We start from the raw sequence: 23,554 nt of genomic DNA, 5'->3' as shown, positions 1-23,554 counted from the left end.
GCCTTTTTAGGAAGCCGTGAAGCGATTAAATATTTCGTAGAAAATGATATCAAGGGAAATGTCATCAACATGTCCAGTGTGCACGAAGTGATTCCTTGGCCGTTATTTGTCCACTATGCGGCAAGTAAAGGCGGGATAAAGTTGATGACAGAAACATTGGCGTTGGAATACGCGCCGAAGGGCATTCGCGTCAATAATATTGGGCCAGGCGCGATCAACACGCCAATCAATGCTGAAAAATTCGCTGACCCTAAACAGAAAGCTGATGTAGAAAGCATGATTCCAATGGGATATATCGGCGAACCGGAGGAGATCGCCGCAGTAGCAGCCTGGCTTGCTTCGAAGGAAGCCAGCTACGTCACAGGCATCACGTTATTCGCAGACGGCGGCATGACACAATATCCTTCATTCCAGGCAGGACGCGGTTAAACAAAAAAAGCGACCCAGACATGACATCTGGATCGCTTTTTTGATTAGGCACGCTTTTTCTTTACCAGTGCCGCTATAGATAAGATAATGGCAGCCGCAGACAGCACAATCGCTGTGATGTCCAGAGCTGAAGAACCTGAGTCTTCGGAATCGTCTTCTGTTTTCGTCGCGCCGTGCTCATCTGTCACTTGCTTTGCAGACGTGATGTTTGTAATGGAATGAGGTGTATCCGCATCCTCGTCACCTGTCCACTCGACAATGCTGCCGTCTTTGTAATATTGGTAGGCGTCCCAAGCGGCTTCCTCCGCTTTATCAGGGTTTTTGGCAACAAAGGTAAACTGCTGGAATTGTCCTTCCTGAATGCCGCCGTCAGTTGCTTCCCACGTCACGGAGACTGATTTGTCATCATGTTTTTGAGTGGATACCTTCCAGCCCGGAATTGGCTCATATTGCTGGAATTCAACATCCTTCGGCATTTTGAGGACAACCTTCGTTGTCGGCAGATTTTTCTCAGAAGGAACCTTCATTGTATACGTTTCCCAAGAGCCTGCAGCAGACTCAGCCGGTTTTACAGAAACATGCGCGCTGGCAGGGGCCGTAAATAATAAGAGGGAGCCGACAATAGCCGGACATAGTGTCAATGCGATTTTTTTCAACAACGTAAACACTCCTTAATTGGTCTTTGTAAACATGATATTGATTTCGTTAAAGTCGCCGGTCAGGCCGTGGACTTTGATCTTCCAGTTTCCTTTTTCATTAATCGACAGGTTTTGATCTTGGAAGACGCCTTTTGTTTTTTCTTTTAATGTAAAGGTGCTTTTGTTTTCGCTGCCTGACAGGCCTGTTTTATAAACGGTTAACGTGATTTGCTGGATGTTTTTCACGGGATCTCCGTTATGGTCGGTGACCCGCAGCTCAAAAACATTTTTTCCGGGCTGGTTTGGGCTGATGCTGAGAGAAACGCTTTGTCCGTTCTCAATCGCTTTGGTTTGGTAGAACGGTTCCGGCGCCGGCTCAGGCGGGCTTGGCAGGCTTGTAAACACGGCCGCTGTGATCAATACAGCGATGCCGATTGCCCACTCCGCTTTCAACGTTCGGCTGATTCCTGTGCGGCGCTGCTTTCTGGTAAGCAGAAAATGAATCGCACCTAAGACCAGCATGAAAACAAACAGCCCGCTTTTCACTAAAAGAGCTTGGCCGTACGCTGTATGGAACAGTGAATCCATTGAACGAATGATGAAAAATCCATTGAGCAAGCCTGAAAACAAAATGACGCCGACTGCAGTGAGCGCCCATGGGGAGAACCGTCTGACCGTCTCCCACGCGAGCGTTTTGTCAGGCTGCCTCCATTCTTTTGAGAGCAGCAAAACGAGTGCCGCTATTCCGCCAACCCAGATGGAAGCGGAAGTTAAATGAAGGAAATCCATCAAAATGCCGACCGTTTTTTCTTCAACGACAGCAGCATGCCCGGTAAACGCCTTGGCGAGCAGGAGACCGAAAAAGAAAATGAGCGGCGCTGTCCAATAGCCAAAGGATGAAAAGCGGTTTTTCCGTATCGCAGGGATGACAGACAGTGCGAGCAGCACGAACAGCGCAGCCTGTATGATCCAAATGGAGCCGCCTGCTGTCTCAAGCAGTGTTTCTCTGATGTAGCCCGGCTGGAAGGCGCTGCCCCAGCCGCCGCCTGCGTTCGCTTTTGTCTGAATCGGAAGCTGAAGCAAAAGCGCCAGCCCCAGTGCTGCGATCGAGCCGGTCAGGATACGTCTCGTCCGTTTGACGAGCTGTTCTGATTTCCCTTTATACCAGAAAAGATGGAAGAAAACCGTTCCGATAAACAGAGATAAGGCTGTATACAGAATCGCGCGATCTGCTGCTGTTCCCGGATTCAGCGCTGAGTCGGCTGCTTTTTGGCTGCTGAATCCGCCATCCGCTTTCCCGATACTGAATGGAATGACGCCGGAAACAGGATGCCCGTCCGCGGATACGGCATTCCATTCCGCTCTGTACACATCTTTAGGCAGATTCTTCTTCAGCTTCACTGTCATGATGTGATGATTATCTTTTTTGATTTCAGTCTTGTCCGTATCCACACGGTCGCCGTTTGAATTATAGACTTTAATGTAATGAAACCCTTCTTCAACCGGTTCATTAAATTCGATTTCCACCTGCGCAGGAGCACTTTTTAATTCGCTGTTTTCCCCAGGTGAAGATTTGACAATATAGGCGTGAGCAAAGCTTGTTTTCGGCAGGAAAACAAGAAAAAGCAGAAGGATGATCCACCATCTGTTTCGCTTCATCACTCAGACACCACCTTCCGCTGTATGTGTTGTGTTATTTCTTGGTGCAGGTGCAGCGTTTCTTTCGGTCTTGAAGCATGTCTTCCAGCGCTTGGTCGAAAGTGCGGACGGCTCCGCCGAATCCTTTTTGAAATCGCTCGGCATGGTCAAGTGTCGCAAACGGAATGGCCTGCGGCTGGCAGCAGTGCAGGTTTAATTCAGCATTTACGACGAAATAAGCCGAACCGGCACTGACGGTTGTCTGTAACAGAAAATCTCTGCAAATCAAGTGTGAAACCTCTTCCGTTTTATCCGCGTAACGCAAAAACGCGCAATGTGCGCAGCATAGCTGTTCAATGTCTTGGTTTACCGTAATCAGCTGAACCGAATGAGCTTGATTGACGGGCTTCAAGCAATAGCTGCACATATGATCTGTTTGAGGTGTTCGGACGGGGAGCGTGATGCCGCCGGCCGTTTTAATGACCTGATTTGACTGAACCAGCTGATTGACATCTCTATATACCGTCATTTCCGAAACGCCGAACCTTGCGCTGATGTCAGAAATTCTAAGCGAGCCTTCTTCTTTCAGCCACTTCAGTATGTGTTGCTGTCTATTAATCGGAAGCATTCATACACCCTCTTCATTAAGATCTATTTAAGCGTAGAGGATTTTAGAGACGGAGACAAGTAAGTGGATGATAAAAAATGTGAAAATGTGTTGAACAGCAACAAAACGAAACAGAAGGGACTCTGGTATAATAGACAGATGGAATAGAAAGTGAGGAATACCTTATGAAAGAAACACCATGCCCGAACTGCGGCAAACCTTTGACAGGCGATATGGTCAGATCATCAAATGTGCCTTGTCAATTTCGCTGCGGCCACTGCCGGGAACGGCTTTATGAATATAAAGTTTCAGCTCCGATTATGCTGGTATCATTAGCGGCCATCGTGCTGCTTATTTATCTTTTGATGCTCCTCCGCAATGCGGCAGGCTCAGTGCTGCCAGCTGTACAGCACGTGCCGATGGCTGTATTTGCGCTTGTGTGCGCGTATCCCGTTTTTATTGTGAGTGAGCGGATGATTGCAAAGTACGTGATTCAAAATGGCAACATCATTTATAGAGGAAAGAGAAAAGGCTCCTGAAACCAGGAGCCTTTTTATTTTTAAAAAATTGTCACAGTCATGTGCCAAAGTCCTCTTTACTTTCAATTGTATAGGGACTGTAAGCGTTTTAACATAGAGTCAAAGGGAAGCATCATTCTCTGAACATATTTTTTATCTTACAGCGACAAACAAAACAGGGAGGGTTTATATATGCAGCAGCAAGAACAGCAGCAAGGCGGCATGAAAGTGAAAGTGCAGCGCTTTGGGAGTTATTTGAGCGGAATGATCATGCCGAATATCGGCGCGTTTATCGCGTGGGGTATCATTACCGCGCTGTTTATTCCGGCAGGATGGTTTCCGAATGAACAGCTGAACACGCTGGTCAGCCCGATGATTACGTATTTATTGCCGCTTTTGATAGCGTATACAGGCGGAAAAATGATCTACGACCACCGCGGCGGAGTTGTCGGAGCGACAGCGGCAATTGGGGTGATTGTCGGATCGGATATTCCAATGTTTTTAGGCGCAATGATTATGGGTCCGCTTGGCGGATACCTCATTAAACAGACTGATAAATTATTCAAGGATAAAGTCAAACAAGGCTTTGAAATGCTGATCAACAACTTTACGGCAGGGATTGTCGGCGCGGCTTTAACGATTCTCGCGTTTTACGCCATCGGCCCGGTTGTCCTGACGCTAAATAAATTGCTGGCGGCTGGTGTGGAAGTCATTGTACACGCTAATTTACTGCCGGTAGCCAGTGTTTTTGTAGAACCGGCGAAAGTGTTGTTCCTCAACAACGCCATTAACCACGGAATCTTAAGCCCGATCGGAATCGAGCAAGCATCTCAAACAGGAAAATCAATTCTGTTTTTAGTAGAAGCAAACCCTGGACCGGGGCTCGGCATTTTGCTGGCGTACATGTTCTTTGGCAAAGGATCTTCAAAATCAACGGCTCCCGGTGCGGCGATCATCCATTTCTTCGGCGGGATTCACGAGATTTACTTCCCGTACATTCTGATGAAACCGGCCCTGATTCTCGCAGCCATTGCCGGCGGAGCAAGCGGACTCTTAACGTTTACGATCTTTAATGCCGGACTTGTCGCGGCAGCGTCACCGGGAAGCATTATCGCATTGATGGCAATGACGCCAAGAGGAGGCTATTTCGGGGTATTGGCGGGCGTATTGGTCGCTGCAGCTGTATCGTTCATCGTTTCAGCAGTGATCCTGAAATCCTCAAAAGCTAGTGAAGAAGACCTGGCTGCCGCAACAGAAAAAATGCAGTCCATGAAGGGGAAGAAAAGCCAAGCAGCAGCTGCTTTAGAGGCGGAACAAGCCAAAGCAGAAGAAGCGTCTGAGCTGTCTCCTGAAAGCGTGAACAAAATTATCTTTGCGTGTGATGCGGGAATGGGATCAAGTGCCATGGGGGCATCCATCTTAAGAAACAAAGTGAAAAAAGCGGAGCTTGACATCAGTGTGACCAACACGGCCATTAACAATCTGCCAAGCGATGCGGATATTGTCATCACCCACAAAGATTTAACAGACCGCGCGAAAGCAAAGCTGCCGAACGCGACGCACATATCAGTGGATAACTTCTTAAACAGCCCGAAATACGACGAGCTGATTGAAAAGCTGAAAAAGTAATCTTATAGAAAGAGAGTGATACTCATGCAAGTACTCGCAAAGGAAAATATTAAACTCAATCAAACGGTATCATCAAAAGAAGAGGCCATCAAATTGGCAGGCCAGACGCTGATTGACAACGGCTACGTGACAGAGGATTACATTAGCAAAATGTTTGAACGTGAAGAAACGTCTTCTACGTTTATGGGGAATTTCATTGCCATTCCACACGGCACAGAAGAAGCGAAAAGCGAGGTGCTTCACTCTGGAATTTCAATCATACAGATTCCAGAGGGCGTTGAGTACGGAGAAGGCAACACGGCAAAAGTGGTATTCGGCATTGCGGGTAAAAATAATGAGCATTTAGACATTTTGTCTAATATCGCCATTATCTGCTCAGAAGAAGAAAATATTGAACGCCTGATCTCCGCTAAAAGCGAAGAAGATTTGATCGCCATTTTCAACGAGGTGAACTGACATGATCGCCTTACATTTCGGTGCGGGGAATATTGGGAGAGGGTTTATCGGCGCGCTGCTTCACCACTCCGGCTATGATGTGGTGTTTGCGGATGTGAACGACACGATGGTCAGCCTCCTCAATGAAAAAAAAGAATACACAGTGGAACTGGCGGAAGAGGGACGTTCATCGGAGATCATTGGCCCGGTGAGCGCTATTAACAGCGGCAGTCAGACCGAGGAGCTGTACCGGCTGATGAATGAGGCGGCGCTCATCACAACAGCTGTCGGCCCGAACGTGCTGAAACTGATTGCTCCATCTATCGCAGAAGGTTTAAGACGGAGAAACACTGCAAACACACTGAATATCATTGCCTGCGAAAATATGATTGGCGGAAGCAGCTTCTTAAAGAAAGAGATATACAGCCATTTAACGGAAGCAGAGCAGAAATCCGTCAGTGAAACGGTAGGTTTTCCGAATTCTGCCGTTGACCGGATCGTCCCGATTCAGCATCATGAAGACCCGCTGAAAGTATCGGTTGAACCATTTTTCGAATGGGTCATTGATGAATCAGGCTTTAAAGGGAAAACACCAGTCATAAACGGCGCACTGTTTGTTGATGATTTAACGCCGTACATCGAACGGAAGCTGTTTACGGTCAATACCGGACACGCGGTCACAGCGTATGTCGGCTATCAGCGCGGACTCAAAACGGTCAAAGAAGCAATCGATCATCCGGAAATCCGCCGTGTCGTTCATTCGGCGCTGCTTGAAACTGGTGACTATCTCGTCAAATCGTATGGCTTTAAGCAAACTGAACACGAACAATATATCAAAAAAATCATCGGTCGCTTTGAAAATCCTTTCATTTCGGACGATGTGACCCGCGTAGCGAGGTCACCTCTCAGAAAACTGGGAGAAAATGATAGACTTGTAGGCCCGGCAAAGAAAATAAAAGAACCGAATGCACTGGCGGAAGGAATTGCCGCAGCACTGCGCTTCGATTTCACCGGTGACCCTGAAGCGGTTGAACTGCAAGCGCTGATCGAAGAAAAAGGATACAGCGGCGTACTTCAAGAGGTGTGCGGTATTCAGTCCCATGAACCGTTGCACGCCATCATTTTAAAAAAACTTAATCAATAACCGATCACCCGTGACACAATGTCACGGGCTTTTTTTACTATCTCGCAATCTAGTATAATAGAAAGCGCTTACGAAAACAGGGGGAGGAGAATGACGATGAAACAATTCGAGATTGCGGCAATACCGGGAGACGGAGTAGGAAAAGAGGTTGTAGCGGCTGCTGAGAAAGTGCTTCATACAGCGGCTGAGGTACACGGAGGTTTGTCATTCTCATTCACGGCTTTTCCATGGAGCTGTGATTATTACTTGGAGCACGGCAAAATGATGCCCGAAGATGGAATACATACGCTTACTCAATTTGAAGCGGTTTTTTTGGGAGCCGTCGGAAATCCGAAGCTGGTTCCCGATCATATATCGTTATGGGGCCTGCTATTGAAAATCCGGAGGGAGCTTGAGCTTTCCATTAATATGAGACCAGCCAAACAAATGGCGGGCATTACGTCACCGCTTCTGCATCCAAATGATTTTGACCTCGTGGTGATTCGCGAAAACAGTGAAGGCGAGTATAGTGAAGTCGGCGGGCGCATTCACAGAGGCGATGATGAAATCGCCATCCAGAATGCCGTGTTTACGAGAAAAGCGACAGAACGTGTCATGCGCTTTGCCTTCGAATTGGCGAAAAAACGGCGCAGCCATGTGACAAGCGCCACAAAGTCTAACGGCATTTATCACGCGATGCCGTTTTGGGATGAAGTCTTTCAGCAGACAGCCGCTGATTATAGCGGAATCGAAACATCATCTCAGCATATTGATGCGCTGGCCGCTTTTTTTGTGACGCGTCCGGAAACGTTTGATGTCATTGTGGCGAGCAACTTGTTCGGTGATATTTTAACCGACATCAGCTCAAGCCTGATGGGAAGCATCGGCATTGCGCCTTCTGCGAACATCAATCCATCCGGCAAATATCCGTCCATGTTTGAACCGGTTCACGGCTCAGCTCCTGACATTGCCGGACAGGGCCTTGCCAATCCGATCGGCCAGATTTGGACAGCGAAGCTGATGCTAGACCACTTCGGAGAGGAAGAGCTGGGGGCGAACATTCTGGATGTAATGGAGCAAGTGACTGCCGACGGCATCAAAACACGCGACATTGGGGGACAAAGCACAACGGCTGAGGTCACTGATGAAATCTGTTCGCGCTTAAGAAAGCTCTGATGAATCAGGCCGGTGGCAGATGGCTGCCTCGGCCTGTCCATTTCCTTACGAAAATTTCCACGAAAGTCTAACCAAGCAGATCCAAATGCTGTATAATAATTTGGAATTCTTAGGAAAGCATCGGGTGAAGGAAGTTGAATGCAAAAACAATCACGTTAAAGAAAAAAAGAAAAATCAAAACGATCGTTGCACTCAGTATCATTATGATCGCAGCTCTCATTTTTACGATTAGATTGGTGTTTTACAAGCCTTTTCTTATTGAAGGATCATCAATGGCCCCAACGCTTAAAGACTCAGAAAGAATTCTGGTTGATAAAGCAGTCAAATGGACTGGCGGGTTTCACAGAGGCGACATCATAGTCATTCATGACAAAAAGAGCGGCCGCTCATTTGTCAAACGTTTAATCGGTTTGCCTGGTGACAGCATTAAAATGAAAAATGATCAGCTATACATAAATGATAAAAAGGTGGAAGAACCATACTTAAAGGAATATAAACAGGAGGTCAAAGAGTCGGGTGTAACCTTAACAGGTGACTTCGAAGTTGAGGTTCCTTCCGGTAAATATTTTGTGATGGGAGATAACCGTCTCAATTCACTGGATAGCAGAAACGGAATGGGCATGCCTTCTGAAGACGATATCATCGGTACTGAATCTCTCGTCTTTTATCCATTCGGTGAGATGAGATAGGCAAAATAAAACTCAGTGCAACAAAGAACATGGAACGTGCGGAACCAAAACACGCGATAATAAAGCACTGTAAGCGATTAAAAAATTTCTGATGAAACAGGGCGGAGCCTTTTTTCCGCCCCGTTTTTTATGATAGAGAACGTTTTGAAGAAAAGGGCCCTGTTGAAATAAACAGAATCAGGATTGGCGAAGCCGTGAAGCGCATCGAATTGATAAATCTCAAGATGGATATGCTGTTTTTCCCGCAGTTTTTTGATAAGAAGCGCTACGTCAAACGACGGCTCATAATTAGGGAAAAACAATAGGACCGGGCAGGCTGGCACGTGATGAAGAGAGTCGCGTATCCGGGAACCGTAATAACAAACCGATCCGCTCACCTCAGGCATACTGCTGCATTTCCATGCGATAGTAGCCCCCACGCTGAATCCAATCACAAAGATGTGCCGTCCGGCGTTTTGCCTGATCACATTCTGGATGATGGTTTCTCCCGTTTTCAGCCGTTCGTGTTTTGTAAATTGTTCGTATGCCGTTTTTTCTTCTTGCAGTGTGTAGACTTCATTCTCGCCGAGCAGGTTGGGCGTCAACACATCATATCCAGCCATTTTGATCAGCCGGCCCATCTTTTTCATATGGCTGTTTACACCGTATATTTCGTGTACGAGAATGACAAGCGGTTTTGGGGACATAACGGCCTCCTTTTGTGTTTTTTCCATTATATCCTATCGTTTCACTTTAGGCTGAGATATAATGGTCAAAAAAAGGAGATATAAAATGAACTCATTATCTTTGCCTCACCGCTATCCATTTTTGTTTATTGATGGCGTGACGGATAGCGAGCCCGGCAAACATGCGGCAGCTTATAAGCTGATTAGTGTGAACGACTGGTTTATCACTGATACGCAAACAGAAATGCCGTTTTCACTTGTAATTGAAGCGCTTGCGCAAACCGCGGCTTTTACAGGAATTACAGATGAGAACAGCTTGGGATTATTGTCTTCGGTGAAGAAAGCGGAAAAGCTGGGAGAAGCTGTGCCTGGTGACCGGCTTGATCTTACGTTTGAAGTCACGCGCAATCGGCGCGGGTTTGTGTTCGGACATGCCAAGGCGTCAGTTGGAGAGCAGCCTGTTGCTGAAGCTGAAATCGGCATCTATATTGAAAAATGAAAAAAACCCTTCACAACATTTTGTGAGGGGTTCTATTTTGTGTCGTAATCCCGTTCGCTTTGAGAGTTATCTCTTTGCTGGCGTTTGTGTTTTTGATCATTCATATTTTCCTTCAGCTCTTCATTAGGAATCGGATCGGTTAAGTCGTTGTGCTCGGGGTTTTCATTTGGTTTGTTTTGCTGTTTTTTTTCTGTCATGTTTGATCACCTCACCGTTTGTTTTCCTCTTATCCATTCTCCTCAAACATAGGAAATCGCTTTTTTGTCCCGCTGGGTATAATGTATTAGAATAGAGAGAAGCACAACAAAAAGATAAAGAGAGGTACATATATGTCTGTTCAAAGAGAAGATGTAGATATCAAGCTGATCGCAATTGATATGGATGGTACACTGCTGAACGACGAGCAGCTGATTTCGGATGAAAACCGCAAAGCCATTCGTGAAGCGGAGGATAAAGGTGTGTATGTGGTGATCAGCACGGGCCGGACGCTGATGACGTGCAGGGAGCTGGCGGAATCGCTAAAGCTGTCATCCTTTCTAATCACGGCAAACGGCAGTGAAATTTGGGATTCGAATTTTAATTTGGTGGAACGGAAGCTGCTTCATACGGACCATATTCAAATGATGTGGGATTTGCGGAATAAGCACAACACTAATTTCTGGGCATCTACGGTGAATAAAGTATGGAGAGGCGAGTTTCCGGAAAACATTACGGATCATGAATGGCTCAAATTCGGCTTTGACATCGAGGATGACGATATCCGAAACGAAGTGCTTGAGGAGCTGAGAAAAAACAAAGAGCTCGAAATCACAAATTCAAGTCCGACAAACATTGAAGTCAACGCGCTTGGCATCAACAAAGCTGCAGCCCTTGCCAAGGTTACGGAAAAACTCGGCTTTACAATGGAGAATGTGATGGCGATGGGCGACAGCCTTAATGACATTGCGATGATCAAAGAAGCGGGTCTTGGCGTCGCAATGGGCAATGCGCAAGACATCGTAAAAGAAACGGCTGATTATATCACGGATACAAATATTGAGGATGGTGTCGCTAAAGCGATTCGCCATTGGGTACTATAAAAAAAGAGAGTCCTAAGATGGACTCTCTTTTTTAGTTTGGCAGGTTTTCTTCTGGGACCATGGTAGGTTTTCTGACAAAAGTATTTCACAAACTGATATGATTCACTTATAATGAAATAAAGTTCAAAAATTCGGAATAGTCGTTCCGGATTTCGGGACAATAAATGACATAAAGCATATCGTTTGCTTTGGCAGGAGGGATTCTGTGTTTCAGATTGATTTAAACTGTGATTTAGGAGAAAGCTTCGGAGCCTACAAGATAGGCCTTGACCAAGATATTTTAGAGTATGTGACATCAGCGAATATCGCATGCGGATTTCATGCAGGAGATCCTAGTGTTATGCGAAAAACCGTCGCGCTTGCAGCAGAAAAAGGCGTGAAAATCGGCGCGCATCCGGGCTTGCCGGATTTACTCGGTTTTGGGCGCCGCAATATGGCGATTTCTCCTGAGGAAGCGTATGATCTTGTCGTTTATCAAATTGGCGCGCTCTCTGGCTTTCTAAAAGCAGAGGGACTTCACATGCAGCACGTCAAGCCGCATGGCGCTTTATACAATATGGCGGCAGTCGATCAAAAACTGTCGGATGCTATCGCGAAAGCTGTCTATAAGGTTGATCCCGGCCTGATTCTTTTCGGTCTTGCTGAGAGCGAGCTTGTAAAAGCGGGAGAACGGATCGGACTTCAGACCGCAAATGAAGTGTTCGCCGACAGAACATACCAATCGGACGGCACGCTGACACCGCGCTCCCAGCCGGACGCACTCATTGAAAGTGATGATGCCGCCGTCACCCAGGTCATCAAAATGGTGAAAGAAGGGGCGGTCAAATCTCAGCAAGGACATGATGTGTCATTAAAAGCAGATACAGTCTGCATTCATGGAGATGGAGCCCATGCGCTGACATTTGCGCAAAAAATCAGAAAACAGCTCAAAGCGGCTGGAATTGAAGTGACAGCTATTTCAGAACAGAGGTCAACATAAAGGAGGAACAATAGATGGAGCAGCAGAAAAAGACAGCAGGAAAAAAAGCGGGCAGCTGGTCATTGCTGATGGGCGCCGCCTTTTTAATGGCGACATCAGCAATCGGACCGGGTTTCCTCACCCAAACCGCAACATTCACAAACACACTCGCAGCAAGCTTCGGTTTTGTCATCTTAATCTCTATTATTTTAGATATTTTCGCCCAAACCAATGTGTGGCGCATCATCGCAGTTTCTGGAAAACGAGGTCAGGAAATTGCGAATATGGTGCTTCCCGGACTGGGGTATTTCATCGCCATTCTCGTCGTGCTTGGCGGACTAGCTTTTAATATTGGGAATATCGGAGGGGCCGGGCTGGGACTTCAGGTGCTGTTCGGCATTACACCTGAAACAGGCGCTTTAATCAGTGCCGTTATCGCCATTTTGATTTTTGTCATCAAGGAAGCAGGAAAAGCGATGGACCGTTTTACGCAAATCGCGGGGTTCGTGATGATTATTTTAACGGTCTACGTTGCGGCGACGACAGCTCCTCCGGTCGGACAGGCAGTCGCAAATACATTCGTCCCGGAACACATCAGCATATTTGCCATTGTCACCCTAGTGGGCGGAACCGTCGGCGGTTATATCACATTTGCCGGGGGACACCGTTTGCTTGATGCCGGAATTAAAGGGAAGGAATCCATTCCGCAGGTGACAAAAAGCTCGGTTGTCGGCATTTTAATTACATCTGTCATGCGTATCGCTCTTTTTCTTGCGGTTCTAGGCGTTGTATCGAAAGGCCTGCACATCGATGAAAGCAACCCGGCGGCTTCTGTCTTCAAGCTGGCTGCTGGAAATGTCGGTTATAAAATTTTCGGATTGATCATGTGGTCTGCGGCGATTACGTCTGTTATTGGAGCAGCCTATACATCTGTTTCATTTTTCAAGACCTTTTCTCCAAAAATTGAAAAGAATTCACGCGGTATTATTATCGGATTTATTGTGGTTTCTACGTTAGCTTTTGTCACAATCGGCCAGCCTGCGAAGATCCTCGTCCTTGTCGGTTCACTGAACGGCTTAATTCTGCCGATTGCGCTCGGAACGCTGCTTGTTGCCGCCTACAAGAAAAACATTGTCGGTGATTATAAGCATCCGCTTTGGCTGACAAGCACAGGCGCGCTTGTAGTGATTGTAATGGCAGTTATGGGAATCTACACGTTATGTACACAACTTCCTCAATTGTGGAGCTGATATAAGTGGAGCAATTAAACAAAATGGCGCCAAAGGATGTACGCGCCCTGATACGAGAGGGGAAAATAAACGGGCCGACCGCAGGCATGTCCGGCGGCTACGCCCAAGCGAATCTTGTGGTTTTGAAAAAGGACCTAGCTTTTGATTTTCTGCTGTTTTGCCAGCGAAATCAAAAGCCCTGCCCCGTGCTGGATGTGACTGAAGCAGGTTCGCCTGTGCCGTCTCTGGCTGCGCCGGATGCTGATATCAGAACGGACTTTCCGAAATACCGTATTTACAGGCACGGTATCCTAACGGAAGAAGTATCTGATATTACGCCATACTGGGAGGACGATTTTGTCGGCTTTCTGATCGGATGCAGTTTCTCCTTTGAACAGGCACTGATCAATAATGGGATAGCTGTCCGGCATATTGATGAGGGGACAAATGTCTCGATGTATAAAACGAATATCGATTGTGTTCCGGCGGGGGCGTTTCACGGACAGATGGTTGTCAGCATGAGGCCGGTTCCTGAACGGCTGGCTGTACGTGCTGCACAAGTGACCTCGCGTTTTCCGGCTGTGCACGGAGGGCCGATCCATATCGGCAATCCGGGAGCAATCGGGATTCGCGATCTCGGGAAACCGGATTTCGGAGATGCCGTTCCCATTCGTGACGGCGAGGTTCCTGTTTTTTGGGCATGCGGGGTGACCCCGCAAGCCGTGGCTATGAATGTAAAGCCTGAAATGGTCATCACACATGCGCCGGGGCATATGCTCATCACAGATATTCGAGACGAGTCGCTTGCGGTGCTGTAACCTCTCGTCATCCTGATGAACGAGAATTAAAAGAGGTGAGAAAGATGACTGTACGATATCAAATCGAACAGCTCGGTGATTCTGCAATGATGATCCGATTCGGAGAAGAAATCAACGAACAGGTCAACGGCATTGTCCACGCCGCGGCCGCTTATATAGAAGAACAGCCATTTCCGGGATTCATTGAATGTATCCCGGCTTTTACAAGTCTAACCGTATTTTATGATATGTATGAAGTGTACAAGCATTTGCCTCAAGGCATAAGCTCACCTTTTGAGAGTGTCAAGCGCGATGTCGAAGAGCGGCTAGCAGAAATAGCCGAAGACTATGAGGTCAACCGCCGTATTGTAGAAATTCCCGTCTGCTATGGCGGTGAATTCGGTCCGGATTTAGAAGAGGTGGCGAAGATCAATCAGCTGTCACCGGAGGAAGTAATCGACATTCATACAAACGGTGAATATGTGGTGTATATGCTTGGCTTCGCGCCCGGTTTTCCTTTTCTAGGCGGGATGTCAAAACGCATTGCAGCTCCGAGAAAATCATCACCAAGACCGTCGATTCCCGCAGGTTCGGTCGGTATTGCGGGATTGCAGACAGGCGTTTACCCGATTTCAACGCCGGGCGGCTGGCAGCTGATCGGCAAAACGCCGCTGGCTCTTTTCCGGCCGCAGGAAAACCCGCCGACATTGCTGCGGGCGGGAGATACTGTGAAATTCGTTCGCATCTCAGAAAAAGACTATCACGCCTATAAGGAGGAGTCCAATTGAGCATGAAAGTATTAAAGCCCGGACTGCTCACAACGGTTCAGGATATAGGCAGAACGGGTTACCAAAAATACGGCGTTCTGGCCAGCGGTGCTATGGACACGGTTTCACTGCGCATTGCCAATTTGTTGATAGGAAACGGCGAAAATGAAGCAGGTCTCGAAATAACGATGATGGGGCCCGGTCCGTCGTTTCATTTTTCAAAACAGACACTGATTGCTGTGACAGGGGCGGACTTCACGCTGCGTATTAATGACGAGGAAGCGCCTTTATGGAAGCCTGTGCTCATTAAGGAAAACAGCACAGTCAGCTTTGGCCCCTGCAAACTCGGCAGCCGTGCTTATTTGGCGGCAGCCGGCGGCATCGAGGTGCCTGCCGTCATGGAAAGTAAAAGCACATACGTCAGAGGAAGCATCGGCGGACTTCATGGCAGAGCGCTTCAAAAAGAAGATGAACTGAACATTGGAGAGATGTCAGCTCTTTCGCAAACCATCCTTTCCCGCTTAAGTTCGCAGCTTGGAAAACAGGGATTTGCAGCACCGAAGTGGTCAGTCAGCCGCGGCAGATTTCTGCCATTGAAGAAGAATCCCGTCATTCGGGTGCTGGAAGGAAAGCAATTTGCCTTTTTCACAGAAGAATCAAAAACGCGTTTTTATCAAGAAGCATTTCGTGTCACGCCGCAGTCTGACCGTATGGGCTACAGGCTCAAAGGAGAACCGCTCGAACTGAAGGCCCCGCTTGAGATGGTGTCGGAAGCGGTTTCATTCGGAACAGTTCAGGTGCCGCCTGACGGCAACCCGATTATCCTGCTTGCAGACCGGCAGACGACTGGCGGCTATCCGAGGATCGCGCACATCATATCCGCTGATCTGCCGATTGTTTCCCAAATCATGCCGGGCGAGCATGTCCAGTTTGAACCTGTGTCCCTTCAGGAGGCAGAAGCGCTTGCGGTAGAACGGGAACAGCATATAAAAGAACTGAAAACGAGAATGAAGATGGAATGGCTGACATAGCAAAGGGGATGAATGATGCAGAATAAAAATAAAACCGTAGTCAAATCTATGGCGCTGCTTAATTTGTTTTTGCATAAACCAAGCCTAACCTTAAGTGAACTGGTGTCGCTGACCGGAATGCCGAAGACCTCTGTTCACCGGATGGTCAGCTCTTTGGAGGAAATGGGGTTCCTCAGTCGGGATGCGTCCGGCGCTTATTCGCTGGGATTGGTGTTTTTGGAATTCGGACAGCTTGTCGCTGACAGGCTGGATATCAGAAAAATAGCGAAACCGGTGATGGAAGAGCTGTGCCGGGAAGTGGATGAGGCCGTGCAGTTGATCATGAGGGACGGCAATGAAGCGATATACGTTGAGAAAATAGAAGGGACACAGACTGTGCGGCTGTATACGGCGATCGGCAGGCGTTCCCCCCTATACGCGGGAGCGTGCGCCAGAAGCATTCTGTCCTTTCTTCCCCGTGAAGAAATCGAAGCATACATCAAACAAACCGAGCTCATTTCGATTGGCTCCGGAACGATTACCGATCCCGAAAAACTGCTTCAGGAGATTGATGCCTCTGTGCAAAATGGCTATACTGTCAGCTATTCAGAGCTCGAAAACTATACGGCGGCGATCGGCGCCCCGATCTTTAACCATAAGCGCCAGGTGGCAGCCGGCATTAGCATTGCAGGCTTTGAAGCGAGATTTACAGAAGACAGGCTGCCCTATTTAACAGAAAAGGTGAAGGACGCCGCTTTACAGATTTCAAGAAAAATAGGATATACATAAGTAGCCAATCTTTTCTCTGCTGCGTACATTAACGTATCGACGTTCAAGAGTGGAGGAAAGAACATGGTGCTTCGATATACAGCTCTGGGCGATTCCTTGACGACAGGGAGAGGCTCCGGGCTGTTTTCACCCGGCTTCGTCCAGCGTTTTGGGGACATGATGGAAGCTGACTTGAAAACAAGAACGGCAATAAACATATTTGCCAGATCAGGCCTGAATACAGAAGAGATTTTGGGACTCCTGTCATATCCCTATGTGCAAAAATGCATTCGAGATGCTGATATGATAACGATCACAGGGTGCGGAAACGATCTCATCGATTCGGTCTTAGCCTACCAAACCTCTAAGGATGAAACGATTTTCAGCCGTGTATCCGCCCATTGCCATGAGAATTTTGAAAAGATGATTGCCAAAATCGCCGAGATTAAAGGAGAAAATCCTTCCCCGTACGCCATTCGTGTGTTCAACTTATACAATCCGTTTCCCGAAATTGATATCGCCGGCAAATGGATCACTTCGTTTAATTCACATTTAGAAACACTTGCATCAGCACCCCATGTCAAAATCGCGGATGCCTATAGCATCTTCAAAGGCAAAGAACAGGAATATCTGTCCTTTGACGGTGTCCATCCGAACAGCAAAGGCTATCAAGCGATGGCTGAAGCCGTTCACAAGCTAGGCTATAAAGAATTATCAGTTTCATAGAAAACGCGCCTCATGACAGGCGCGTTTTTTATGTGTGATCGAAATATTAAAAGAAACTTAAAATTCTCTGTCTTCTGTTCTACAGACAAACAAAGTGCGCTAGAATAATGGAGGGCGTAGGCAAATATAGCCATAACGTTCAATATTTCGTATATAAGGAAGGATGGTCCTTTTGTTTCGGATTTTTAAAATGTCTTTTGCGGTTATCATTATTATACTGGCGCTTATTGCTTTTAACTATACGGAACACACCTCTGTTATCCAATCGGTCATGCTCGTCTTTCTTGGTGCGGTCATGTTTATGCAGGGGCTTGAAGAACGCAAAAAAGAAAATGACGGCTCAGGCGCTTTTAATATTTATACCGCCGTTTTTGTATGGTCTGTCTCCCTTATCGGTTTTACACTTCATATTATATAAATCTATTACACATCCTGAAAATGCTCGACCGTCGGGAACGGGGTATAGAACCGATGAAGCAAGGCTTTCCACTCTTGATACTCTGAAGAACCGCGAAAGCCTTCCGTATGGTCCTCAAGTGTTTCCCACTCCACAAGAAGCAGATATTTATGCGTTTCCTCCATGCATTTTGATAACGAGTGAGTGATATAGCCCTTCATGCCGGAAATAATCGGCGCCGCTTGCCGGAATGCATCCTCAAACTCTTGTTCAAGGCCTTCTTTAATGTGAAGCATTGCTGCCTCTCTGAACATGCTATCCCTTCTTTCTGTCTTTTCAAATAGTCTACAGCAAACGATAGGAGATTTCTGCAAAATCGGTGAACTTTTCCTTCATTTTCAAAAAAATCTTGCACGCACCAATTCAATTAAGAGAAAATAACAAGTGGAAGGCAGGGGAAAGTCATGTTAAAAAAGTGTATTCTACTAGTATTTCTATGCGTCGGATTGATTGGGTTAATCGGATGCTCCAAAACAGATTCACCAGAGGATCGCATGGAAGCATTCGTGAAACAGTGGAACGATCAGCAATTCGATGACATGTATCAAAGCCTGACTAAAGATGTCAAAAAAGAAATCTCCAAAAAAGATTTCGTCAACAGGTATAAAGCCATCTATGAGCAGGCCGGCGTAAAAAATTTGAAAGTCACTGCGGGAGAAGTAGATAAGGACGATCAAGACAACAAGACAATGAAACATATCCCGTATAAAGTCAGCATGAACACAAATGCCGGCAAAGTCAGCTTCAAGAATACTGCTGTGCTGAAATTAGAAAAAACAGATGACGAGGAGTCATGGAATATAGATTGGGACCCATCGTTTATTTTCAAGCAGCTGGCTGACGACAAAACCGTGCAAATTATGAGCATTGAACCGAAACGAGGCCAAATTTACGATAAAAATGGAAAAGGTTTAGCTGTCAATACAGATGTTCCGGAAATTGGAATTGTTCCCGGAGAGCTTGGCGATAAAAAAGAGAAAGTTATAAAAGAACTCGCCAAAAAACTTGATTTGACTGAAGACGACATCAAGAAAAAGCTGGATCAAGGCTGGGTAAAAGACGATTCGTTTGTGCCGCTCAAAAAGGTCAAGCCTGACCAGGAGAAATTAGTTTCTGAAGCGACGTCATTACAAGGCGTAACAAGAACGAATGTCAGCTCCCGCTACTATCCGTATGGCGAAAAGACAGCCCATTTGACAGGCTATGTCCGCGCCATTACAGCGGAAGAACTGAAGAAAAAGAAAGAAGGAACGTACAGCGATACGTCTAACATCGGTATCGCCGGACTTGAAAATGTGTATGAAGACAAGCTAAGAGGCACAACTGGCTGGAAAATCTACGTGCCGCAAACCGGGGAAGTCATCGCTGAAAAGAAAGCAAAGGACGGCGAGGATCTTCACCTCACAATTGATATCAAAACGCAAACGAAGCTGTATGATGAACTGAAGGATGACAGCGGGGCGGCAGTCGCGCTGCAGCCGAAGACAGGCGAAACACTCGCCCTTGTCAGCGCGCCTTCCTACGATCCAAACGGATTTATTTTCGGCTGGAGCGATAAGGAATGGAAAAAGCTAAACAAAGATAAAAACAATCCGTTTTCAGCGAAATTCAATAAGACATACGCGCCAGGTTCTACCATTAAACCGATTGCGGCTGCTATTGGAATCAAAAACGGCACCCTTAAAGCCGATGAGAAGAAAACAATCAAAGGCAAGGAGTGGCAAAAAGATTCGAGCTGGGGCGGCTATTCAGTGACACGTGTGTCTGAGAGACTTCAACAAGTCGATTTGGAAAACGCCCTTATTACGTCAGACAATATTTATTTTGCCCAGAATGCGCTTGATATGGGAGCGGACACCTTCACAAAAGGCTTAAAAACATTCGGTTTTTCAGAGGACGTTCCGTATGAATTCCCGATCCAGAAATCGTCTATTGCAAATGACAAGCTTGATTCAGACATTTTGCTTGCGGATACAGGCTATGGACAAGGGCAAATGCAAATGTCTCCGCTTCACTTGGCAACTGCTTACACGCCATTTGTTGACAATGGAGACCTTGTCAAACCGACGTTGATCAAAAAAGATTCACAAACAGCTGATGTTTGGCACAAGCAAGTGGTCACCAAGGAAGGAGCAGCAGACATTACAAAAGGTCTGAAAGGCGTTGTGGAAGATGAGCGCGGATCAGCGTATCAGCCTGTCGTGAAAGGAATCACAGTGGCCGGGAAAACAGGAACAGCCGAGCTGAAAACATCAAAAGATGATAAAGACGGCACGGAAAATGGCTGGTTTGTCGGCTACGATTACAAAAACAAAGACCTGCTTGTCGCCATGATGATCCAAAATGTGCAGGACCGCGGCGGCAGCCACTATGTCGTTGAGAAAGCGAAAAAGCAATTTCAATCGAATTAAAATGTCTTTTTAAAAGGAGCGAAAGGAAAAAGGGGATCTGAGGCCGAATGAACTAGTAAGGGGCAAAACCCGGTTTATACAAAGAAAAGAGGGATTTTGCATGCAGCGTATTCAATTGGCGGAGGATCTTCAATTTTCAAGAGTCATACACGGGCTTTGGCGGCTGAATGAATGGAACTATTTAGATGCTGAACTTCTGAGCCTCATTGAATGGTGTATCGATCACGGCATCACGACCTTTGATCATGCGGATATTTATGGAGGCTATACGTGCGAAAAGCTGTTTGGAAACGCCCTTGCCCTTTCGCCTGGATTAAGAGAAAACATAGAGCTGGTCACAAAATGCGGTATCGTTCTTGAATCGCCTGAACGGCCCGCTCACAGATCGCATCATTATAACACAAGCAAATCGCATATTTTGGCATCCGTTGAGCAATCGCTTATGAACCTTAGGACGGATTATATCGATGTGCTGTTGATTCACAGACCGGACCCGCTCATGGATCCGGAGGGGGTAGCAGAGGCGTTTCAGGCCTTGAAATGCTCTGGCAAGGTCAGGTACTTTGGCGTTTCAAATTTTAAAGATCACCAGTATCGGATGCTGGAATCATATTTGCCTGAGAAGCTCGTAACCAACCAGATTGAGCTTTCCGCATACGAATTAGAAAATATGCTCGACGGCACTTTGAACCTGTGCCAGGAAAAACGGATTCCGCCGATGGCTTGGTCGCCTCTGGCAGGCGGCAAAGTTTTCACTGGTGACACGGAAAAAGACCGGCGTGTCCGCACGGCGCTTGAATCCGTTCAAGCAGAGATTGGCGCCGCTTCATTGGACGAGGTGATGTACGCATGGCTGTATACGCATCCGGCCTGCATCATGCCGATTGTCGGAAGCGGAAAGCGTGAGCGGATTTCCGCCGCGATAAATGCGTTGTCATACAAGCTTGACCAGGATCAATGGTTCCGCATTTTTACAGCCGTACAGGGTTACGATATTCCATAAAAAGCATCAGCTTACCAGCTGATGCTTTTTCAATATTGTCACACCGCATAGTGCCAAATTACCATTTATAAGTGATTGATTCTTTCTTGAAAGCGTTTTATATTAAAAGGAAACCTCTCTATATCCTCTACTGCATCTCCTTGCGACTTCATCCGCACATCAAGATTGTCTAGGAGGTCTTTTTTATGTATATGACTGCCAGAGAACAAAAGCTGTTAAAGCACTTATTATTACAAAACAGATATATAACCGTAACTGAGCTTGCTGAGCTGATGCAAGTCAGCACGAGAACCATTCACAGGGAACTCAAATCAATTAAACCGCTGATGGAAACCGTGGGGCTTACGTTAGATAAACAGCCCGGTAAAGGGTTGAAAGCAGTGGGAAGTCCCGAGGGTAAACAAAAGCTGCTTACTGATTTATCATATGAACAGCATGAATACAGCGCCGACGAACGGAAACTGCTCATTCTTTGTTCGTTATTAGAGTCTCAGGAGCCCGTCAAACTGTACACTCTTGCTCATGATCTCCAGGTGACGAATGCCACGGTCAGCTATGACTTAGATGAGCTCGAGAAGTGGATTTCTCACTTCGGATTGACACTGATCCGCAAAAGAGGTTTTGGCATCCAGCTCATAGGGCCGGAGAATGCGAAACGGAAAATTGTCGGCAACTTGATTGTGAACCGTCTCGACATCCAAATGTTTTTGGAAGCGGTTGAATTAAACATCAAAGGAAAAGCTGATTCTTCAGAGAAAATGTTCGGGGTTGTCAGCAAAGGCGAGCTGCTAAAAATGGAGCGCATCTTATTTCAGCTCAAAGAAAAAATCGCTTTTTCATTGTCCGACAGCTCCTATATAGCGCTCGTCGTCCATCTGACGTATGCGATCGAACGAATTAAGCTTGGGGAAACCATCACCATGGAGCAAAATGAGCTTGAGGAACTGATGAATGCGAAAGAATACAGTTCGGCTCTTGAAATCGCGGGCGAGCTTGAACGTGCCTTCGGCGTGACGATTCCAGAGGCGGAGGTCGGCTATATTACAATCCACCTTCGAAGTGCTAATCGAAAATACAAAACAGAATACAAAGCGCAGGAAATTGAGCTGGAAACAGCCCTGCAAACAAAGCGGCTCATTGGTTTTATTTCAGACAAAATCAGAATGGATCTGACGAAAAACTACTCTTTATATGAAGGCTTGATTGCCCATTTGGAGCCGGCCGTCAGCCGCATAAAAGAAAATATTGAGATATACAATCCGATGAAGGAACAGATCAAGCGCGATTATTTTCTGCTTTATATGGCGATCGAAGAAGGCGTCGAAAAGTATTTTCCGGGCATGTCCTTTTCTGATGATGAAATCGCTTTTATCGTTCTTCACTTTGGCTCGGCTCTTGAAATCAAAAAAGAAGAAGCAAAAGTGAAAGCGCTTGTCGTCTGCTCAAGCGGGATCGGCTCCTCGAAAATGCTTGCCTCCAGACTGAAAAAAGAGCTGCCGGAAATTGAATCGTTTGATATGTCATCCCTGATCGAGCTAAAGGGGAAGGATGTTCAAGCCTATGATATGATTGTGTCCACTGTACCGATTCCTTATGAAAACATTGATTACATCATGGTCAGCCCGCTATTAAATGAGGAAGACGCAAACCAGGTCAAGCAGTATATCAAGCGGAAGATTCCCCTTATTCTTAACAAAAAAAGAAGCCCGAAGGAAGAGGCGCAGCAAGCTGATGTACCTGACATGCTAGAGGCGGCGGAAAGCATAGGGCGGTATATGGAGGTTATCCAAGATGTTCTGCGCCATTTTACGCTAGCTCAACTCAAAACAAACCCGGACCATAGCATGCTTCTGTTAGAGCTTTTTCAACAGCTGAAGAAGGATGGCTTGATCCGTGATCCGGAAAAAGCTGCGTTTTGCCTGGCTGAGCGGGAGAAACAAGGGGGATTGGGAATCCCCGGAACAAACATGGCGCTTTATCATCTCAAAAATGATGAAATCGTCCTGCCTTTTTTCAAAATGTTTGATCTCAGCACCTCCTATGAAGTGGATGGCATGGACGGAAATACCCTCAGGATGACACGCATTCTCGTCATGATGGCGCCTGGCTCATTATCTGCTGAAGGCTCAGAGATTTTAAGCGCGATCAGCTCGGCAATTATCGAGAGCGGAGAAAGCATGGCGGGGTTTCAGGAAGAAGGAGAACAAGAATTGTATCAGCGGTTAAACCGCATATTTTTCACATGGATGAAAGAAAAAAACATACTGTAAACCTGCATGGCACACGTCAAAAATTTGGCGTGT

At 46.7% G+C, this 23,554-nt stretch carries 25 protein-coding genes and 1 pseudogene; 20 read left to right on the top strand and 6 right to left on the bottom strand.

Annotation, left to right across the window (positions count from 1 at the left end):
• Positions 1–429: pseudogene (gdh, locus tag RAC86_RS17000) on the top strand (glucose 1-dehydrogenase); the annotation flags it as partial.
• A 44-nt stretch (positions 430–473) separates the two neighbouring features.
• Here gdh and RAC86_RS16995 read toward each other — a convergent pair.
• From RAC86_RS16995 to cutR, 3 genes are read right to left on the bottom strand one after another with little or no spacing between them, the layout of a single operon-like run.
• Positions 474–1,088 carry a YcnI family copper-binding membrane protein gene (locus tag RAC86_RS16995; protein WP_198878983.1) on the bottom strand — a complete coding sequence of 205 codons (615 nt, stop codon included), beginning with the start codon at positions 1,086–1,088 and terminating at the stop codon, positions 474–476.
• A 12-nt stretch (positions 1,089–1,100) separates the two neighbouring features.
• Positions 1,101–2,726: a copper transporter YcnJ gene (gene ycnJ / locus RAC86_RS16990; RefSeq protein ID WP_198878984.1), complete on the bottom strand. Its 1,626-nt coding sequence runs from the start codon at positions 2,724–2,726 to the stop codon at positions 1,101–1,103.
• A 34-nt stretch (positions 2,727–2,760) separates the two neighbouring features.
• On the bottom strand, positions 2,761–3,333 hold the full coding sequence (gene cutR, locus RAC86_RS16985; protein ID WP_015252812.1) for a copper uptake transcriptional regulator CutR: 573 nt from the start codon (positions 3,331–3,333) through the stop codon (positions 2,761–2,763).
• A 164-nt stretch (positions 3,334–3,497) separates the two neighbouring features.
• Between cutR and RAC86_RS16980 the strand changes: the two genes are divergently transcribed.
• The 6 genes from RAC86_RS16980 (at position 3,498) to sipU (ending at position 8,882) form a co-directional block, all read left to right on the top strand.
• On the top strand, positions 3,498–3,851 hold the full coding sequence (locus tag RAC86_RS16980; protein ID WP_003246726.1) for a hypothetical protein: 354 nt from the start codon (positions 3,498–3,500) through the stop codon (positions 3,849–3,851).
• Positions 3,852–4,022: 171 nt separating this feature from the next.
• Complete coding sequence (locus tag RAC86_RS16975; RefSeq protein WP_010886406.1) at positions 4,023–5,459, top strand: PTS mannitol transporter subunit IIBC; 1,437 nt, start codon at positions 4,023–4,025, stop codon at positions 5,457–5,459.
• 24 nt (positions 5,460–5,483) lie between these two features.
• Entirely contained in the window at positions 5,484–5,915 is a 432-nt protein-coding gene (locus tag RAC86_RS16970) for a PTS mannitol transporter subunit IIA (RefSeq protein ID WP_003246714.1), read from the top strand.
• Between the two features lies 1 nt (position 5,916).
• Positions 5,917–7,038 (top strand): mannitol-1-phosphate 5-dehydrogenase, encoded by a 1,122-nt coding sequence (locus tag RAC86_RS16965; protein WP_029946494.1) that lies wholly within the window; start codon positions 5,917–5,919, stop codon positions 7,036–7,038.
• Positions 7,039–7,128: 90 nt separating this feature from the next.
• Positions 7,129–8,193 carry a tartrate dehydrogenase gene (locus tag RAC86_RS16960; protein ID WP_131227120.1) on the top strand — a complete coding sequence of 355 codons (1,065 nt, stop codon included), beginning with the start codon at positions 7,129–7,131 and terminating at the stop codon, positions 8,191–8,193.
• Between the two features lie 134 nt (positions 8,194–8,327).
• Positions 8,328–8,882 carry a signal peptidase I sipU gene (sipU, locus tag RAC86_RS16955; protein WP_377885888.1) on the top strand — a complete coding sequence of 185 codons (555 nt, stop codon included), beginning with the start codon at positions 8,328–8,330 and terminating at the stop codon, positions 8,880–8,882.
• 77 nt (positions 8,883–8,959) lie between these two features.
• Here the strand turns inward: sipU and RAC86_RS16950 are convergent, their stop codons facing one another.
• Complete coding sequence (locus tag RAC86_RS16950) at positions 8,960–9,568, bottom strand: dienelactone hydrolase family protein (protein WP_174223485.1); 609 nt, start codon at positions 9,566–9,568, stop codon at positions 8,960–8,962.
• 85 nt (positions 9,569–9,653) lie between these two features.
• Between RAC86_RS16950 and RAC86_RS16945 the strand changes: the two genes are divergently transcribed.
• Entirely contained in the window at positions 9,654–10,046 is a 393-nt protein-coding gene (locus RAC86_RS16945) for a 3-hydroxyacyl-ACP dehydratase FabZ family protein (RefSeq protein ID WP_017696166.1), read from the top strand.
• A 32-nt stretch (positions 10,047–10,078) separates the two neighbouring features.
• Here the strand turns inward: RAC86_RS16945 and RAC86_RS16940 are convergent, their stop codons facing one another.
• Positions 10,079–10,243, bottom strand: coding sequence for a hypothetical protein (locus RAC86_RS16940; RefSeq protein ID WP_174223486.1), 165 nt, complete (start codon positions 10,241–10,243; stop codon positions 10,079–10,081).
• A 132-nt stretch (positions 10,244–10,375) separates the two neighbouring features.
• Between RAC86_RS16940 and RAC86_RS16935 the strand changes: the two genes are divergently transcribed.
• From RAC86_RS16935 to RAC86_RS16895, 9 genes are all read left to right on the top strand, one after another.
• Complete coding sequence (locus RAC86_RS16935) at positions 10,376–11,125, top strand: phosphoglycolate phosphatase (protein ID WP_003234424.1); 750 nt, start codon at positions 10,376–10,378, stop codon at positions 11,123–11,125.
• Between the two features lie 205 nt (positions 11,126–11,330).
• Positions 11,331–12,104: a 5-oxoprolinase subunit PpxA gene (gene pxpA, locus RAC86_RS16930; protein ID WP_015715254.1), complete on the top strand. Its 774-nt coding sequence runs from the start codon at positions 11,331–11,333 to the stop codon at positions 12,102–12,104.
• Positions 12,105–12,118: 14 nt separating this feature from the next.
• Positions 12,119–13,333: an NRAMP family divalent metal transporter gene (locus tag RAC86_RS16925; RefSeq protein ID WP_003234422.1), complete on the top strand. Its 1,215-nt coding sequence runs from the start codon at positions 12,119–12,121 to the stop codon at positions 13,331–13,333.
• Positions 13,334–13,356: 23 nt separating this feature from the next.
• Positions 13,357–14,130 (top strand): putative hydro-lyase, encoded by a 774-nt coding sequence (locus tag RAC86_RS16920; protein WP_080265313.1) that lies wholly within the window; start codon positions 13,357–13,359, stop codon positions 14,128–14,130.
• Positions 14,131–14,174: 44 nt separating this feature from the next.
• Positions 14,175–14,897, top strand: coding sequence for a 5-oxoprolinase subunit PxpB (gene pxpB, locus RAC86_RS16915; RefSeq protein ID WP_029726563.1), 723 nt, complete (start codon positions 14,175–14,177; stop codon positions 14,895–14,897).
• A 2-nt stretch (positions 14,898–14,899) separates the two neighbouring features.
• Positions 14,900–15,907 (top strand): 5-oxoprolinase subunit PxpC, encoded by a 1,008-nt coding sequence (pxpC, locus tag RAC86_RS16910; protein ID WP_106074118.1) that lies wholly within the window; start codon positions 14,900–14,902, stop codon positions 15,905–15,907.
• A 15-nt stretch (positions 15,908–15,922) separates the two neighbouring features.
• Entirely contained in the window at positions 15,923–16,675 is a 753-nt protein-coding gene (locus RAC86_RS16905) for an IclR family transcriptional regulator (RefSeq protein WP_014478857.1), read from the top strand.
• Positions 16,676–16,738: 63 nt separating this feature from the next.
• Positions 16,739–17,380, top strand: coding sequence for a spore germination lipase LipC (gene lipC / locus RAC86_RS16900; RefSeq protein WP_029317305.1), 642 nt, complete (start codon positions 16,739–16,741; stop codon positions 17,378–17,380).
• A 172-nt stretch (positions 17,381–17,552) separates the two neighbouring features.
• Complete coding sequence (locus RAC86_RS16895) at positions 17,553–17,798, top strand: YczI family protein (protein ID WP_003240256.1); 246 nt, start codon at positions 17,553–17,555, stop codon at positions 17,796–17,798.
• Between the two features lie 5 nt (positions 17,799–17,803).
• Here RAC86_RS16895 and RAC86_RS16890 read toward each other — a convergent pair whose 3' ends face one another.
• Positions 17,804–18,091 carry an antibiotic biosynthesis monooxygenase family protein gene (locus RAC86_RS16890; RefSeq protein ID WP_160243137.1) on the bottom strand — a complete coding sequence of 96 codons (288 nt, stop codon included), beginning with the start codon at positions 18,089–18,091 and terminating at the stop codon, positions 17,804–17,806.
• Between the two features lie 150 nt (positions 18,092–18,241).
• Between RAC86_RS16890 and pbpC the strand changes: the two genes are divergently transcribed.
• From pbpC to mtlR, 3 genes are all read left to right on the top strand, one after another.
• The gene (gene pbpC, locus RAC86_RS16885; protein ID WP_014478860.1) at positions 18,242–20,248 is read left to right on the top strand and encodes a penicillin-binding protein 3; all 2,007 of its coding nucleotides are present in this window, start codon (positions 18,242–18,244) and stop codon (positions 20,246–20,248) included.
• Positions 20,249–20,348: 100 nt separating this feature from the next.
• Positions 20,349–21,251 (top strand): aldo/keto reductase, encoded by a 903-nt coding sequence (locus RAC86_RS16880; RefSeq protein WP_377885887.1) that lies wholly within the window; start codon positions 20,349–20,351, stop codon positions 21,249–21,251.
• Positions 21,252–21,436: 185 nt separating this feature from the next.
• On the top strand, positions 21,437–23,521 hold the full coding sequence (gene mtlR / locus RAC86_RS16875; protein WP_377885886.1) for a mannitol operon transcriptional activator MtlR: 2,085 nt from the start codon (positions 21,437–21,439) through the stop codon (positions 23,519–23,521).
• The last annotated feature ends 33 nt before the right edge of the window (positions 23,522–23,554 follow it).

Source organism: Bacillus sp. LR_5 (assembly GCF_042709275.1).
This window is presented reverse-complemented; position numbering and strand designations above follow the sequence as displayed.

Excerpts from the sequence above, each read along its gene's own strand:
- RAC86_RS16935 (WP_003234424.1), top strand. The coding sequence starts at position 10,376 with ATGTCTGTTCAAAGAGAAGATGTAGATATCAAGCTGATCGCAATTGAT.
- RAC86_RS16905 (WP_014478857.1), top strand. The coding sequence starts at position 15,923 with ATGCAGAATAAAAATAAAACCGTAGTCAAATCTATGGCGCTGCTTAAT.
- cutR (WP_015252812.1), bottom strand. The coding sequence starts at position 3,333 with ATGCTTCCGATTAATAGACAGCAACACATACTGAAGTGGCTGAAAGAA.
- pbpC (WP_014478860.1), top strand. The coding sequence starts at position 18,242 with ATGTTAAAAAAGTGTATTCTACTAGTATTTCTATGCGTCGGATTGATT.
- pxpC (WP_106074118.1), top strand. The coding sequence starts at position 14,900 with ATGAAAGTATTAAAGCCCGGACTGCTCACAACGGTTCAGGATATAGGC.
- RAC86_RS16960 (WP_131227120.1), top strand. The coding sequence starts at position 7,129 with ATGACGATGAAACAATTCGAGATTGCGGCAATACCGGGAGACGGAGTA.
- RAC86_RS16965 (WP_029946494.1), top strand. The coding sequence starts at position 5,917 with ATGATCGCCTTACATTTCGGTGCGGGGAATATTGGGAGAGGGTTTATC.
- RAC86_RS16925 (WP_003234422.1), top strand. The coding sequence starts at position 12,119 with ATGGAGCAGCAGAAAAAGACAGCAGGAAAAAAAGCGGGCAGCTGGTCA.
- pxpB (WP_029726563.1), top strand. The coding sequence starts at position 14,175 with ATGACTGTACGATATCAAATCGAACAGCTCGGTGATTCTGCAATGATG.
- RAC86_RS16920 (WP_080265313.1), top strand. The coding sequence starts at position 13,357 with ATGGCGCCAAAGGATGTACGCGCCCTGATACGAGAGGGGAAAATAAAC.
- RAC86_RS16980 (WP_003246726.1), top strand. The coding sequence starts at position 3,498 with ATGAAAGAAACACCATGCCCGAACTGCGGCAAACCTTTGACAGGCGAT.
- lipC (WP_029317305.1), top strand. The coding sequence starts at position 16,739 with ATGGTGCTTCGATATACAGCTCTGGGCGATTCCTTGACGACAGGGAGA.
- RAC86_RS16950 (WP_174223485.1), bottom strand. The coding sequence starts at position 9,568 with ATGTCCCCAAAACCGCTTGTCATTCTCGTACACGAAATATACGGTGTA.
- RAC86_RS16945 (WP_017696166.1), top strand. The coding sequence starts at position 9,654 with ATGAACTCATTATCTTTGCCTCACCGCTATCCATTTTTGTTTATTGAT.
- RAC86_RS16880 (WP_377885887.1), top strand. The coding sequence starts at position 20,349 with ATGCAGCGTATTCAATTGGCGGAGGATCTTCAATTTTCAAGAGTCATA.
- ycnJ (WP_198878984.1), bottom strand. The coding sequence starts at position 2,726 with ATGAAGCGAAACAGATGGTGGATCATCCTTCTGCTTTTTCTTGTTTTC.
- RAC86_RS16975 (WP_010886406.1), top strand. The coding sequence starts at position 4,023 with ATGCAGCAGCAAGAACAGCAGCAAGGCGGCATGAAAGTGAAAGTGCAG.
- RAC86_RS16890 (WP_160243137.1), bottom strand. The coding sequence starts at position 18,091 with ATGTTCAGAGAGGCAGCAATGCTTCACATTAAAGAAGGCCTTGAACAA.
- RAC86_RS16940 (WP_174223486.1), bottom strand. The coding sequence starts at position 10,243 with ATGACAGAAAAAAAACAGCAAAACAAACCAAATGAAAACCCCGAGCAC.
- mtlR (WP_377885886.1), top strand. The coding sequence starts at position 21,437 with ATGTATATGACTGCCAGAGAACAAAAGCTGTTAAAGCACTTATTATTA.
- RAC86_RS16970 (WP_003246714.1), top strand. The coding sequence starts at position 5,484 with ATGCAAGTACTCGCAAAGGAAAATATTAAACTCAATCAAACGGTATCA.